15 protein-coding genes are annotated in these 13,036 nt (G+C 57.7%); 2 read left to right on the forward strand and 13 right to left on the reverse strand.

Annotated elements, in window-relative coordinates; genetic code table 11:
- Nucleotides 1-5: 5 nt before the first annotated feature.
- From ABEA08_RS06480 to ABEA08_RS06500, 5 genes are read right to left on the reverse strand one after another with little or no spacing between them, the layout of a single operon-like run.
- Nucleotides 6-2,060, reverse strand: coding sequence for an SGNH/GDSL hydrolase family protein (locus tag ABEA08_RS06480; RefSeq protein ID WP_345334463.1), 2,055 nt, complete (start codon nucleotides 2,058-2,060; stop codon nucleotides 6-8).
- The gene (locus ABEA08_RS06485) at nucleotides 2,050-2,547 is read right to left on the reverse strand and encodes a hypothetical protein (protein WP_345334465.1); all 498 of its coding nucleotides are present in this window, start codon (nucleotides 2,545-2,547) and stop codon (nucleotides 2,050-2,052) included. The genes ABEA08_RS06480 and ABEA08_RS06485 overlap by 11 nt, the downstream gene beginning before the upstream one ends.
- Nucleotides 2,547-4,934: a hypothetical protein gene (locus ABEA08_RS06490; RefSeq protein ID WP_345334467.1), complete on the reverse strand. Its 2,388-nt coding sequence runs from the start codon at nucleotides 4,932-4,934 to the stop codon at nucleotides 2,547-2,549. Before ABEA08_RS06490 ends, ABEA08_RS06485 begins: the two co-directional genes overlap by 1 nt.
- Nucleotides 4,921-5,217, reverse strand: a complete 297-nt coding sequence (locus ABEA08_RS06495; RefSeq protein ID WP_345334469.1) for a hypothetical protein — start codon at nucleotides 5,215-5,217, stop codon at nucleotides 4,921-4,923. Before ABEA08_RS06495 ends, ABEA08_RS06490 begins: the two co-directional genes overlap by 14 nt.
- An 8-nt stretch (nucleotides 5,218-5,225) precedes the next feature.
- Complete coding sequence (locus ABEA08_RS06500; protein WP_345334471.1) at nucleotides 5,226-5,573, reverse strand: hypothetical protein; 348 nt, start codon at nucleotides 5,571-5,573, stop codon at nucleotides 5,226-5,228.
- A 25-nt stretch (nucleotides 5,574-5,598) separates the two neighbouring features.
- Here ABEA08_RS06500 and ABEA08_RS06505 point away from each other — a divergent pair, with 25 nt between their 5' ends.
- Nucleotides 5,599-5,991 (forward strand): hypothetical protein, encoded by a 393-nt coding sequence (locus ABEA08_RS06505; RefSeq protein WP_345334473.1) that lies wholly within the window; start codon nucleotides 5,599-5,601, stop codon nucleotides 5,989-5,991.
- Here the strand turns inward: ABEA08_RS06505 and ABEA08_RS06510 are convergent.
- Entirely contained in the window at nucleotides 5,988-6,920 is a 933-nt protein-coding gene (locus tag ABEA08_RS06510; RefSeq protein WP_345334475.1) for a phage tail tube protein, read from the reverse strand. The two genes, ABEA08_RS06505 and ABEA08_RS06510, sit on opposite strands and share 4 nt — an antisense overlap.
- Nucleotides 6,920-7,075: a hypothetical protein gene (locus ABEA08_RS06515; RefSeq protein WP_345334477.1), complete on the reverse strand. Its 156-nt coding sequence runs from the start codon at nucleotides 7,073-7,075 to the stop codon at nucleotides 6,920-6,922. The genes ABEA08_RS06510 and ABEA08_RS06515 overlap by 1 nt, the downstream gene beginning before the upstream one ends.
- Before the next feature lie 226 nt (nucleotides 7,076-7,301).
- Between ABEA08_RS06515 and ABEA08_RS06520 the strand changes: the two genes are divergently transcribed.
- Nucleotides 7,302-7,667 carry a helix-turn-helix domain-containing protein gene (locus ABEA08_RS06520; RefSeq protein WP_345334479.1) on the forward strand — a complete coding sequence of 122 codons (366 nt, stop codon included), beginning with the start codon at nucleotides 7,302-7,304 and terminating at the stop codon, nucleotides 7,665-7,667.
- A gap of 181 nt (nucleotides 7,668-7,848) precedes the next feature.
- On the opposite strand, the gene ABEA08_RS06525 is transcribed toward ABEA08_RS06520, so the two are convergent.
- The 6 genes from ABEA08_RS06525 to ABEA08_RS06550 form a co-directional block, all read right to left on the reverse strand.
- A complete protein-coding gene (locus ABEA08_RS06525) occupies nucleotides 7,849-8,151 on the reverse strand; it encodes a hypothetical protein (RefSeq protein WP_345334481.1) in 303 nt (100 codons plus the stop codon).
- A gap of 86 nt (nucleotides 8,152-8,237) precedes the next feature.
- The gene (locus tag ABEA08_RS06530; RefSeq protein ID WP_345334483.1) at nucleotides 8,238-8,678 is read right to left on the reverse strand and encodes a hypothetical protein; all 441 of its coding nucleotides are present in this window, start codon (nucleotides 8,676-8,678) and stop codon (nucleotides 8,238-8,240) included.
- Nucleotides 8,675-8,989, reverse strand: a complete 315-nt coding sequence (locus ABEA08_RS06535; protein WP_345334485.1) for a hypothetical protein — start codon at nucleotides 8,987-8,989, stop codon at nucleotides 8,675-8,677. Before ABEA08_RS06535 ends, ABEA08_RS06530 begins: the two co-directional genes overlap by 4 nt.
- Before the next feature lie 33 nt (nucleotides 8,990-9,022).
- Nucleotides 9,023-9,352, reverse strand: a complete 330-nt coding sequence (locus tag ABEA08_RS06540; RefSeq protein WP_345334486.1) for a capsid cement protein — start codon at nucleotides 9,350-9,352, stop codon at nucleotides 9,023-9,025.
- A gap of 68 nt (nucleotides 9,353-9,420) precedes the next feature.
- Entirely contained in the window at nucleotides 9,421-11,514 is a 2,094-nt protein-coding gene (locus tag ABEA08_RS06545; RefSeq protein WP_345334487.1) for a ClpP-like prohead protease/major capsid protein fusion protein, read from the reverse strand.
- Nucleotides 11,501-13,036: a phage portal protein gene (locus tag ABEA08_RS06550; protein WP_345334489.1), complete on the reverse strand. Its 1,536-nt coding sequence runs from the start codon at nucleotides 13,034-13,036 to the stop codon at nucleotides 11,501-11,503. The genes ABEA08_RS06545 and ABEA08_RS06550 overlap by 14 nt, the downstream gene beginning before the upstream one ends.

The following is a 13,036-nucleotide window of genomic DNA, read 5'->3' on the forward strand; positions in this document are numbered from 1 at the left end:
GCAACTTAGCCACGTACCACGGCGGGGTCATACAGATATTTGGACGAATACGCTTTCAAAGATCCCAAGATTAAGATCTTGGCCGTTGGGTTCAGCGCGATCAGCTTATCGATGCAAACATTCATCCCGCCATTTTGCGTGGTGTTGTCGCCAGCATCTGGCTCACCAATGGCGACGGCACCAGTGCAGTCATTGGTAGAGCACCACAACACATAGATATCATGCACCCCGGCTTGATCTATCTGTGAATCGATCAAGTTATTTTGCTTTCCAAAACCGGCCCCGCTTACGCCATAGTCGGTATAAGCGATCCCCAACTCTGACGCCCAGACATCTTTGCACGCCCGCGATGCGCTAATCACAGAGAATGACCCACCAAACACCCCCACAGTTTTTCCTGCTAACTCACCCGCAGGAGCATTGCGGCGGATAAAGTCCGTGGTCATCGCTGCGATGTGCGCATACCCTTCTGCGGCATAGTGCAGTTGATCCGATGAGATGAAGCTGTCTTTGTTCTGATAGTTGAGCCCAGATCCGGCATATAGATCGAGATAGGGAACGGAGCGACGGAGACTCACCGCCTTTTGACCTTCCACATAATCATGCAGGTTCAGCCAGGTCGTTACCTGGCCTGCAGGGCGAGGCCGCACGCCATTGACTCGATACCCCGCATCACCGCTATACCAAATGGCACTTGCATTGCCCGCAGGGTAAAAGCTCAAAATAAGGTAACAATGGCTACTCACATACTCATCGGCGACCCGATAGGATTGCGCCACCAATTCATGCGCGATTCGATCATAATAAATATGTCGGGTGTCGCTATCAAATGCCACAGAGAAACCGGATAGGCTTTTTAACGAGTAGCTCTCCAAATAGACAAAAAGCGTACCAATGACTTCAATTCGCGAATTCACCGTATCTATATTGAGATAGCGAGTATTGCTATTGCCAGCCCCGCCCAGGGTCGCAAGGCGGATCTGATTCGCCTCAATCGCACTCAGGCTTTGCAACACCCCATTAATTCGATAGTTTGACAAGCCACAGTAATTCACCTTTTTATGGTTTGGCCAAAACTGAGCCAGCAAATACAGGTCGTCATCATACCATGAGGCCGAACCACTGGTTGCAATAACTTCGTTTATCGTCCTGTTGTAATAAAGATAACGAGCAGAACTATCAAACTCAATCTCACCTTCTGGCAGTGCAAAGTAACCAAAGCCCTGAGTGTAAAGATAGACACCGCCAATAATCAAAACTTTGTTATTATCAAAATCGAAGTCAATATAACTAAGGTTATTACTGGTGCCCATAGGTGCATTCCGCACCAGATTGGCGCGTTTGCCACTGCTATCCGTCGGCATTCGATTTACTCGATAATTTGGCCAGCCACACCAGCTGACGCCGCCTTCAGGGCGAAAAACGGCCAGCAGTGCATGCTGCTCTGTCACGGTTCCAAACGGTACATTCGCGGGATACGTTTCATACTCCTTGGTGCCCGCATTGTAGTATAAGTGCCGATCGGTACTATCAATAACAATCGTTGCTGCCGGTAGCCACTCGCCGGTTTTGTTCTGTAAAAAAACTCGGGATGCTTCAACGGTGATCACCAGATTAACAAAATCAAAGATGATCCCGCCATCATTCGTGTTGTTTCCGGTACAAAATCCAATGTCATAGCGTCGTAAATCCTGCACCGCCCCCTCACTAGGGTAGCGTTTAATTTCTTGCGCCGAACCGTTGTCGTTGCGATATAAGATCAAGTTTTCAGCGGCGGAACTGCTCGGCACATTAAAATAAGCGCTAGGACTTGTCGCGGCCAGTCCAGCGGCGACACTGGCGTATACGCCCGATGCCAACTGCGCCGCATCACGGGCAGTCTCTGCTTGCGACAGCAAAGCATCCATCTCCTCTTTTTTACCATTCAGTGCTTTCGATATCGTCGGTTTCACCTCGCCATCAATAATCACATCTTCGGACTGCGTCCCTTTTAGGATTTGATTCAACCAACTCAGGTGCTGCTGCAGTTCTTCAATTAATTTAAAAAAGTTATTGGTCATCTTTCCAGCTCGCAGTGTAATAACTATTCATGGCATCATTCGTACCTGCCACACAATCATCCAAGGTGTTCGGGGCCAAGATGACCGATACGATGCGTTCATCATCGGAGCGATACACTTGCCGCACCTCGATGGTGGATTGGAAGCGGGTTAACATTGGGCCTGGGGTTTCATCGTCAGCAGGGTGGGTTAGAAAACGGCAGTCGTGCAGGCGCAATGCCTTACCGACCAAAACCGGCATCCGAAACCACACCACACCGCCCTGCAGGGCATAATCAATGAAGCCGATAAAATCGTCCCGCAGGTCCGACTCAAGCAACCACTCCGCCGTCATCAGCGTGGGAACTTGCCGACTGATCCGGCGTTGTCGTACGTGACCGCTGGCCATATCCGTGCGCAACAGGTTGGTCTGGCGTTTGAGGGTGTATGACTCCATTTGCGGTAGGCCAAACTTCTCTTCAGGCCAATCGACGGTGAGCAATGACATCAGAACCTCCCCTGCCGCTGCAGGCCCCACATCTGCTGGTAACCGCTGGAGACCTCGCCGGCCATGCTCTGATCTTCAAGCAAGACCCGGATCACCCGGCGGCCAAACTCATCGTCATCCTGCTCCACTCGGGCTGTGGTCCCCGCGGGGGCATTGTGAATGTGCACTTGGGCTTCCCCTCCCCGACTGCGAGAAAGGGCCAGAATGGCGTCATACATGGCATCCAGCTTGCCCGCGGATTCCTGGGTATAAACCCGCTCGCCTTTGTCCAACAACCACGTCCCCTCCCGAGGCACAGCGTCGAGTCCACTGTGGGCCATTCCAGCCAGACCCGCGGTGGCGGCAAAGCCTGCGGCAGCGGCGGTCAAACCAGCCCCTGCGGCTTCGGCCGCGGCAGCCACACCCGGCGCCATCGCCCAACCGGTGATGGGAATGGCAGCGGCGGAGGCGGCGGCATTGATAGCCCATAGCTGGGTCTCAGCCATGCCTCGACCCGTCACGCTGGCTTGGTAACTGGCGGCTTCGCCAGCCCCCAGCGCCTTCTCCAGAACCCACATGGCCACCCTTTGTGCTGCCCACTCGCCAAAGAAGGCCACGACGCTGCGGGCCATCCCCTCAAATACGCCGCCTAAGGCATCGCCCAGATTCTCTGAGTCAAACACCGCGGACTCGACAGCCGAGCCCATGCCGCTAGACCAGCGGTCCACCATGCGTTCAAACAGCTCGCCCTGTAGATCGGAGGCATCAGCCAGTTCGTCGTAGAGGCGATCGGCCCAGTTACGCTGCTCTTCGTAGCGCTGCCGTGCCAGATCCTTAGACTCTTCGGTAAAGCGCTCTTCCAGTGCGCGACGGCGCTGCAGAAACTCATCCTCAAGGATGAGTTCGTCATCGAGCAGCGATTTGAGCTCGGCCAAGCGCTTATCTTGCGACTGCTCCAACTGCTGCTCTTGGGTGCCATTGCTGGCTATCCAGCTTTCCAACCGACGCAGGTTGGCTTCCTGCTCTTTCTGGGTTTGTGCATCGACCCGCTTGTCATGAGCAGCATGAATCGCCTGCTCGGCGGCAGTGGCCTGCGCGGCGTATTTGGGGTGCGCATCGGCCAAGGCCTGCACCTGCTGCAGTTGCTCGTCGCGCAGAGCCAGCAGACGGGCGTCGTTGTCCATGCCGGCCAGCGATGCCTGCCGTTTGAGTGTGGTCAGGGTTTTGAGTGCGGCCTGTTCCTGCTCCCAGCTTTCGGCCGTGTCCTGCGGGATATAAAGCGACTGATTTAATTGGGGCAGCTCGGGGGGCTTGGTGTCGATGGCGTCGGGATTGATGATCTCGGGGATCACCCTGCCCTCCACCATCCGCTGAGCGTAGCCCTTGAGCCAGGCGTCGGCAGTCTGTTCGCCCGCCTGCTCGCCGGCGTTGAGCAAAGGAGTGCCGACGCTGACCAGTTCGGCTTTGCCTTGGTTCACGGCGTCATGGATCTGCTGACTGTACTCGTCCGACACCCCAAGCAGGCCACCCATCGTTAGCTGATAGATGCGGCCAACCGCATCGGTGCGGGTATTCAGATCATCGATGATACCGCCCCAACGCTCAAAGGAGTCGGAGGCGGCATTGAAGCCGGTCGCCCATGTCGTGGCGACCCAGTCCATGACTGCGGCACCTTTCTCCATCACACCGACCGCCACGAGAAAGGCGGTGGTGCTGCCCGACAACGACTTGAACATGCGCTCTTGCGCACTCACGAATTGCGCCGCAGACGTCGGCACATCATCGCCCACCAAGGCGTTGAGCTTTTCCAGATCTTCCCGGGCATTGGCTAAGCCGGCACTGCCTTCCACCATGGTGTTTTGCAACGCACGCCAGGACATATCAAAGAAGCGGTTGGCCAGCTCCCCCCGCTGACCTTCATCAGCCACATCCCGCAGCCTATCCAGCACCAGACCAAAGGCATCATAGGTATCCATGGCCTGCACTTCGACGGCATCCAGCCCCAGATCTTCCAATGCACTGCGAGCCACACCAGCCCCCCGGCGCGCTTCGGCCAGACGACGGACAAAGCGCTGTAGAGCGGTGTGCCCTTCTGTGACGCTAACGCCGGTCAGGGTGAATTGATGATCCAGTGTTTGCAGCTGGGTGTAGGTCAATCCCAGTGATGCGGCGAACTTGCCCTGTTCGTCGATAGCCGCGGCAGTCTGGCTGGTAAAACCGGCTAAGGCGGTGACCGAGAAACCACCGGCCAGCCCCACCGCTCCTAGCCCAGTGGAGAGCGTCCCCAGCACGCCATTGAGCACGCTACTCTCTTTACGCATCCCTTCTAGGTTGGTTTTTACTTGCCGGAAGGTATTGTCGGTCTGGTTATCAGCGCGAATGACAAAACGTGCATCAACGGTTTGCATCGTTAGCGATCCTCAGTTGGGTGTAAATCAATGACATCGCCTGCAGATAGGGTTCTGGCTGATCAGTCAGGCCCCCGCTCGTTGCGAGATGGTGATTTTGGTAGTGGGAATACAACGACAGATAACGGTCGCTTTGTGGGGTGATCCCCCCTTTAGGGCAAGTCGTGAACTCACCGATCCCTTCCATCGACCACATGGCAAAAGGTGCCGGGTTGGCGTCATCGCAATGGCGGTGCCGACAGGTGGCGCAGTTGTAGTATTTGGGGGCCTGCGCAACCGCCACTGCGATGATCAGTTTTTTTTCTGTTCTCCACTGAGGCTGGAGAGGTTCATCACCTGATATCCGATCTCCTGCAGGATGCCTGGCAGCACATGCTCAAGCATGGCCACTTCGTTACCGACTGGACAGGGGATGGGTTGGCCCGCTTTATCGGTTAGGCCACGCCAGTCTTTGATGCCGTAGCGCACCAGCAAGCGGCGTCCTTCAAAGCCAATCACCATGTCTGAGCCCTGACGGATAACGGTGTTTTGCACCTCCCATAATTGAAGGCGGGACAGCGGCTGCAACTGCACTTCGAAACGGGGTTCGCCCTCAGGCTTTTGCTGTTCGAGAATTGGGGTGTACCATTCTTTATTCATTGTGTTGTATTCCAAGGAGTTGGGAATGATTGAATTCGTATTACTGGCCATATTGGCTACCTTGCTTGGCGTCGTGGTGATTGCCTGGAGCAGAAATGTGCAGGGCGCAGCAATGCTCACTTGGCTTGCCTGCGTCAGCGCTGGCTTGCTACTGGTTGCTCCCCAACAGCAACTGATAGCGACCGGACTGATTCTTATCGCTCTTTCGGGGTGGGCATCTCTGGCCCCATTAGCTCCCGCAAAAGATACAAGAGCCAAGCGACAACCAGCTCAACCGGTCCCGAGACAGGCATATTCCCCCAATGAGATCCTTCCTGAGGGTGATGGCGCAAAAACCTGCCCAGAGTGTCGCGAATCAGTGAGTAAATTCTGTAAGCAGTGCATCCACTGTGGTCATAAATTCAGTGTTGCCGCTTAACTAAACACCAAACTGAACTGATCATCCCCCGCACTCTCGCAAGCGCCGAACGGCAAACTGAGAGTGCGGACTTGCTCGCGCTCACCCTGTGACACGTCACGCCATACGGCCTTAGGGATATTCAACGCAAAGATATTACCCGGCTGACTTCCGACGGTGCCGGTGACGATGCTTGAGGCACGACCCTCCATCCATTCCTGCTCCCAATCTTTAGTGGCAAGTGCGGTCATCTCTGGGTCTATCTGACCGTTAGGATCGCGGTTGGCAATGCGTACTTCCCCGAAGCCATTGGCGCTGCGGATACTGGCCGGGCTGACCACTTCGTTACCCAGATCCAACGTCAGTTGATTGATCTCCGCCCCATAGCCACCCACCTGCAAACTGGAGAGGCCGATCAGTGGTATCGGGACGGTGCTGGCATAACTGGCTGCAGGGAACGGGGCATCAACGTGCTCATGCACATGACCACGCAAGGTAAAGCTCGCCTTCGCGATGCCACCGGCGGTGAAATCGAACGAAACGTTGCCACGACAGCCCTTAAGGGTGTAGAGGCTGCCATCTTGATACAGCTGAATGGTGACCGACTCATGACCGGCCGAAACCGGCGCATAGGTGACCGAGAGACCGGCGGCGATCTCTTCGTTCAAACCACAGGCACGCAAGGCTGCGCCTATCTCTGGAGCGGTTCCGGCCGCTCCGCTTCCCTTCACCTCAGCGGTGAAGGTGATCTCTTTGAGCGTGCCAGCAAAGAGAGACTGCTCTTTGCCCATCGTTGGTTTGATCACCCCACGTTCAACCATGCGGGCGCCGTTGTTGGCGATCCCCAAGGCTTCCACCAAAACGGCGTCGGTGGCTGGGTCGAGGTCCTCTACCTGACCGGTCACGGCTTCAGGTTTAAGCAAGATCAGTTCGCGTTTGGTCAGTCCCATCAGTCGGACTCCTTCACTTGGTCTTTGTTCTGCTCCGTGACGCCCGGCAGCGGCTTAGCATTGCCTCGCCGCACAGCCCAACTCTTTCGCGCAGGTACAGCTGTGCCCGCCTGGGCCGGTTGCTCAACCGGCGGCGTCTTGGTGTTAGCGGCCATAGGGCCTCCTTTGTAGTACATGTGTAATACATAAAGCCCACCGAAAGAGGTGGACTTAGTTCACTTCGTCGGCTTTAAAGTCGTGTCTTTTAGGTTAGGTCCCGATCCAAAGGACACCCCAGACACCACAAAGCACACTAAAAAGAACATTTTTACAGCCAAGTGTTGATCAAAGTGTGGCATTAAGGTTAGCATGGCACCACTTACACAGTTCAAGGAGTCTGCGATGTCTATTGATTGGCAAGAACTAGTAGTTTTACCCCTGCCCCACGAACCAAAATTTCCAACAGCTTTCAGGGCAGCTCGATTGAGAACCGGTCTGAGCCAAGGTGAGTTTGCTGAGAAGCTCAGCATCGGGGTCAATAACATCGGTAGGTACGAGAGAGATCTATCCCGCCCCACCAAAGCGACCTATTCCGCGATCTGTCAGTTATTGAGCGAACTTCTGGGCGATGAACAGTTTGCCTGTGACGACTCCAATGGCTCTAAGAGCGATCCACGCTTGAAGGCCATCAAGGACGCTAGCGTCGAAGAGATGGTAGAAGAGCTCAAAAAGCACCGTGGCGCAACCGACGTCCAGATCCGATTCTAATTAAACCTTTACCCAACTGCCCGCAATGGAATGTGGGCAAAACTAAGCAACCTTAGCCATAGGTTGCCCTTAAGCATCACTTCGGTGATACAAGCAAAAGCCCGGCTTTGCCGGGCTTTTTATTGCACATTCCGAAGCACTCAATAACTAATTTAACCAAATACTGAAACCACCCCTACAGCTAGTTCAATCGTTCTATCTGGCCATCTTCATTGAAGCGATACACCCAGGTGCCCGGCTTGTCCTTGCGGTGGCGAACACGAGCTCGATAGAGGGCGCTCCAGAAACGTTCGTTCATTTCGCCGTCGTCTTTTACCCAAGAGAGCGGGACAAGGTGCGGGTGGATCCCTAACGCATTCAATAAGTCTTCAGATAAGGGTTTGGTCGGATTGAGGATGGCAGGCCCACCGATAGCGTCTGCAATCAAAGTCAGAGTGTGGTGATGATGTTGCTGAGCTATCTCTCGTAACGTTGCTAAGTTCATCTCTTCTCTTGTTGTTTGACTGTCATAGTCCTCAGATTAGAGTTCGCAAAAAATCCTCACAAGCAACTCTCCCACAGTTCACTCATTTAGCATTCCCGTTCCACTCGATAGCTCACGGCGAATACCAGTCGAGTGGCGCCGAGGGGGATATCGCCTTCGCCGTTGTAGTCAGGATCCAGCATCTCAGGATCGGACACTTCTATCACCCAATTCAGCTTCAGCGGATCCGGAGCGAGCAGCAACCGCTCGACCTTGAGGCGAAGGTCGAGGGTCTGGGCGTCGAGATCGGCTTTTTGCTCGGGGGCGATAAGCAGATCGACGTAGATCTGTAGGCGGCGATCGGTAAAGCGGCTTTGATGCCCGATCACCTCATCGCTGCCGATCTTGATGGCGACAGCGGGGACTTGCCGCGCCGGCTCCAAGCGGTTGCGCAGCACAGGCTCGGTCAGGTGGTGCTCGAGCAGGGCCACGATGGCGTCGATGATCTCCAGGGCGCGGTGCTTCTCCGGTTGCACGAAGGTGTTCATCGTTCGATCTCCAGCTCTAGGTTCACCATGCCGTCGAGGGGCGGCGGGATGCGGCGGATGTGGTAGCGGGTAGCGTCGGGGTTGCCGGACTCATAGGCGGCTTTGAGCTGGGCGCCGTCGCCCTCTTCCAGCTGCAATGCCAGAAAGCAGCTTTCGGGGATGGGCAGCATGCGCGTCAGGCCGTAGCCGGCGTCGTGCTCGAACTCCTCTTCCACCAGAACCGCTGACACGGGTTGCAGCGCCAACGGTACCCGATAGAAGTCACCGAGCAGCCAGCTGTCCCCCACCTTGGCGAAGACCCGGCTATCCAACCGGGCCTTGAGGCGGTCGAAGCGGCTCACGGTTTAGACCACCTGGCCGGTGAATAGTACCTCGGCCTCGGTTGCGCCGGTGCTGACATCTTGGGTAAAGGCGCCGACCAAGGTGTTGCCGCTGGCCACTTCTGTGATGCTGCCGTCGGCTTTGAGGTAGGCTTTGCTGCCCGCGGTTTTATCGCTGGTGATGGTGGTGGTGCAGCGGTAGACGCCACAGCGCATGCCGACGAACGGCTGGCCGACGGCGGCAGATTCATGAGGGACGACCACCAAGGCGCCCACTTGGGTTGGGGTGCCGGCTGTGACGATGGCGGTGGCGATGAGGGTTAGGCTGTCGCCTTTCTGGACGTAATTTTTCATTGGGCTTTCCTGTTCGAAGAGGGAAACGAGGGATGTATAACAGCCATGCTATACATCCCTAATGGGGGTTAGGTGCCCGGGGACTGCACCATGCCGCGGTGATCCAGCGCGGCGACGCCGGCATCGATGCGCACTTTGGTGGCGACGCCGTCGCTGGTGAAGCCCTCGTGCTGGTCGATAAACGGCGCTTCGACGCCGTTGAGGTAGGCCACCTCGATGGTGTCACGGCCCTTCGGCGCGGCCAGGTACCACTTCTTGGCGCTGTCGTCATCGAGTCGTGGCTCGGCGATGACGTCGGCAAAGTTCTGCACCGGGTTGGCGATGCCGCTGTTGATGTCGGCCCCTTTGACCGAGACCGATTTGATGGTCTGGAGGGTGCTGGCTTCCAGCGCGGTGGGCACCAGCACGAAGCCGGGGCGGATGTTGAGGTGGCGAGTGCCGGATTTCTGGGTGCGCATCTTCTGCCGCGCCTTGTCCAGGTTATCCACCGTCGGCGCGCCGCTGGCGATGTTGTTGTGATCGGCATGGAACAGCGCTTTGCCATCGCTCATTTCCGGGTTGCTGGTGAGCACGGCATACACCAGATCGCCGATGGTTGCTTTGGCAGCGCGCCCCATCGCCATCGGCATGTCGGACAGAATGCGCAGATCGTCGTTGATGATGGCTTGGCGGTTGATGGAGAAGATCTCGCCGTAGGTGGCCAGGGCGATGGCTTCGCCGCGATCAGCGACGGTGATGTGCTTGTACTCGGCCCCCGGGCGCACTTCCCGCAGGGTGGGCAGACTCTCGATGCCAACGCGGTTGGAGACCTTAAAGTCGGACAGACTGCCCTTCTTGGTCCACTGCTCGAAGGTCTCTTCGCTTTCATCCCAGCCCATCAGCACGGACTTGTAGGCGACGTCCATCAGGATATTGCCGAAGTCACTGTTGCCGTGGGTGAAGGCGAGGCCGACGATCTGCAGTGGGTTCATGCCGGCGATGCCGATGCCGCGATCGATCAGGGAGGCGCGGGCGAACTCGCGCAGGGTCATGTGGGCGTAGGGGTTGTCCTGCTTATCCTTGGCTTCGCCGTCGGTGGCATGGCCAAGACGCATCTGCAGCGCCATCTTGACGCTATCACCGACGATATTGCCGTTATCGGCGTGGATGTGACCGCCACCGCTAGGGGTGCTGTCTTTACCCAGATGAGCGAGGATCTTGTCCTTGGCCATCTCGATGGTGCAGCTCATGTCGTTCTGACATTCGGCGATGACGCTAGCGATGGCTTCAGCCCGGGTACCGCCGAAGTTGGCGGCGAGGTTGCCGATGTTGGTGCGGCGGGTCTGCTCTTCCTGCTTAATGCGGGCGCGGATCTGCGCTTCGGTTTCAGCGATTGGCGCGGGTTGCGGGGTTGCCTGCGGGGCCGGGGTGGCTTGCGGGGCAGGCGGCTTGGGGCTGTTCCCTTGCGGGTTGAGCAGAGCGGTTAATTGCTCGGGCATGGTTTCAAACTCCTGTAAGCGTTTGGAGGATAAGGAGGCCACCGCCTGCAGCGGTTCGGCCAGCTGATCAGCAAAGCCTTTCTCAACGGCTTCGGCGCCGCTCATCCAGGTTTCGTCTTTCAACATTTGGGTCAGGCTGTCGTCATCAAGGCCGGTTTTGTCGCGGTAGGCGGACATCAAGGTGCCTTCGACTTTGTCGAGCAGCTCGGCGTAGCGGCGCATCTCGTCGGCGTCACCGCCCTGTATGCCCCACGGTTTGTGGATCATCATCATGGCGTTAGCGGGCATGATGATGGTGCCGCCGGCCATGGCGATAACGGAGCCCATGGACGCGGCTAGGCCGTCGATGTGGACGGTGACGTGGGCTTTGTGTTGCTTGAGCAGGTTGTAGATGGCCATGCCTTCGAACACGTCGCCACCCGGGGAGTGCAGCCGCAGGGTGATCTGGCTGACATCGCCGAGGGCTTTGAGCTCGGTGGCGAACTGACGGGCGCTAATGCCCCAACCGCCGATCTCGTCGTAGATGCAGATCTCGGCGCCCGCATTACCACTGGCTTTGATGCTGTACCAGGTTTCACTCAGCGGGCTGACCTGCTCCGCATTGAGGCCGGCGCTGGCTTGGGGTGGCATCAGGCCGCTGGCCAGTGCCATGGCCGCGGCCAGCGAGGTTTTACTCGTCTTCATTGGCGGTTCCTTCGGGGTTGTCATCTGAAAGATTGGATTGACCGGAATGCCCCACCCCGGCGTTGGAGACTTGGCCGGCGTCGGTATCGAACGTCAGGTTGTGCTCGAGGTTGTAGGTGACCTCGCCGACCCGCTGGGCCAGCACTTCGTCGGGGTTGTCACCGGCTGCGCGGATCCACTGGGCTTGGGTACCGGCGCCGCCGCGGATGCGCATCTTCCAGCCTTGGGCTTCTTTGTAGGGATCGATCCATGGCATCACTGGGCCGCTGTAGGTCGCGTCGAACAGGGTGTCACGGTCGACGTCGACAGGAAGCACCAGCGGGTTATCCCGCCGCAGGGTTTCCATCTCGAGCCAGGCGCGGTAGTTGGGCCGTGCCCATTGAGCGACGAACTCGTCCTGCAGCACGGCGAAGCCCTCGAACTGCTCCACCAATTCCTGCCGTTGGCTGGAGTAGCTGCCTTTGTAGTCGCGGGCGATGGAGCTGTAACCGGAGCGGGTCCCCGCGGCGACGGCGCGCAGCTGGCCGTTACGGAACTCGCTGAGGTGGGTGTTGGGCCGGTTGGACTCGATCATGCCGACCGATTCACCGGGTTTGAGATCGTCAAAGGTGGTGCCGGGGCCGAAGTTGATCTGACGTTGCTTGCCGTTGCCCTGCCCTTCGCTGCCCTCCCAGCTCTGGGCGTCTCCGCGTTTGATGTAGAACGCCAGCGCGGCGGCGATGCGGGCGGCGACCCGTTCGCTTTCTTCATAGTCCTTGAGATCGGCCAGGCGCATGATGACGCCGTGCAGGATGCTGATCCCCCGCAGCTGGCGCAGGTAGCGACGGTTGGCGATGTGCAGCATGGAATCCGCGGGCACGGTTTTGGTGGCACGGCTGTGATATTCACGCGGGTGCTGTTTGTACACCTCGAATGCGGTGATCTGGTTCCAGGCGTTGAGCCAGCAGCCCTGTTTGAGCTCGCGGCCCTCTTTGGTCAGGTTCAGATCCAGCGGGACGAACTCAGCTTCGAGCAGCTCGATGCTGTACTGGCACCCGCTGGGGTGCTGCAGTTTGGCGATGTTGCCGCGCAGCTGATGGCCGAACGCTTCGCCATCACGCATCCAGGCGCGGGCGACGGTGCGTTCCATACTGGGGCGTGTCAGCCGACCGGTCACTTCCGGCTTGAGTGACCACGCGGCCCAGCGCCGGCGGATCTCCTTGGCCAGCTCGACGTGGCGATCGCCAGCTAAGTCCAGCGGCATGGGCTCGACGCCGATGCCTTTGGCCCCGACGATGCGCTCTTCCATTTTGTCGAGCAGGCCGATCACCAGATCGTGGTTATCGTCCAGCCAGCGGGCTTGCTCGCGCAGGCTGGCACCGGCGAAGCCGATGGCGCTGTTGGCACTGTTGCTCTTGCGTTTGCCTTTGTGGTGTTTGCCCGGCAGTGCGGCGTCGTAGCCTTGGATCAACAACCGCGAGCGGGCACGCTCTGCCGCCCATCCGGGGGCGACCGCCTCGATGGTTTGTTCTAGCCAGTTCAT

It is taken from the genome of Ferrimonas pelagia (genome assembly GCF_039543565.1).
Classification (GTDB): Bacteria; Pseudomonadota; Gammaproteobacteria; order Enterobacterales; family Shewanellaceae; genus Ferrimonas; species Ferrimonas pelagia.

What these genes read in the sequence shown, in the direction of transcription:
- ABEA08_RS06480 (WP_345334463.1), bottom strand. Translation starts at nt 2,060, where the DNA reads ATGACCAATAACTTTTTTAAATTAATTGAAGAACTGCAGCAGCACCTG.
- ABEA08_RS06485 (WP_345334465.1), bottom strand. Translation starts at nt 2,547, where the DNA reads ATGTCATTGCTCACCGTCGATTGGCCTGAAGAGAAGTTTGGCCTACCG.
- ABEA08_RS06490 (WP_345334467.1), bottom strand. Translation starts at nt 4,934, where the DNA reads ATGCAAACCGTTGATGCACGTTTTGTCATTCGCGCTGATAACCAGACC.
- ABEA08_RS06500 (WP_345334471.1), bottom strand. Translation starts at nt 5,573, where the DNA reads ATGAATAAAGAATGGTACACCCCAATTCTCGAACAGCAAAAGCCTGAG.
- ABEA08_RS06505 (WP_345334473.1), top strand. Translation starts at nt 5,599, where the DNA reads ATGATTGAATTCGTATTACTGGCCATATTGGCTACCTTGCTTGGCGTC.
- ABEA08_RS06510 (WP_345334475.1), bottom strand. Translation starts at nt 6,920, where the DNA reads ATGGGACTGACCAAACGCGAACTGATCTTGCTTAAACCTGAAGCCGTG.
- ABEA08_RS06515 (WP_345334477.1), bottom strand. Translation starts at nt 7,075, where the DNA reads ATGGCCGCTAACACCAAGACGCCGCCGGTTGAGCAACCGGCCCAGGCG.
- ABEA08_RS06520 (WP_345334479.1), top strand. Translation starts at nt 7,302, where the DNA reads ATGTCTATTGATTGGCAAGAACTAGTAGTTTTACCCCTGCCCCACGAA.
- ABEA08_RS06525 (WP_345334481.1), bottom strand. Translation starts at nt 8,151, where the DNA reads ATGAACTTAGCAACGTTACGAGAGATAGCTCAGCAACATCATCACCAC.
- ABEA08_RS06530 (WP_345334483.1), bottom strand. Translation starts at nt 8,678, where the DNA reads ATGAACACCTTCGTGCAACCGGAGAAGCACCGCGCCCTGGAGATCATC.
- ABEA08_RS06540 (WP_345334486.1), bottom strand. Translation starts at nt 9,352, where the DNA reads ATGAAAAATTACGTCCAGAAAGGCGACAGCCTAACCCTCATCGCCACC.
- ABEA08_RS06545 (WP_345334487.1), bottom strand. Translation starts at nt 11,514, where the DNA reads ATGAAGACGAGTAAAACCTCGCTGGCCGCGGCCATGGCACTGGCCAGC.
- ABEA08_RS06550 (WP_345334489.1), bottom strand. Translation starts at nt 13,036, where the DNA reads ATGAACTGGCTAGAACAAACCATCGAGGCGGTCGCCCCCGGATGGGCG.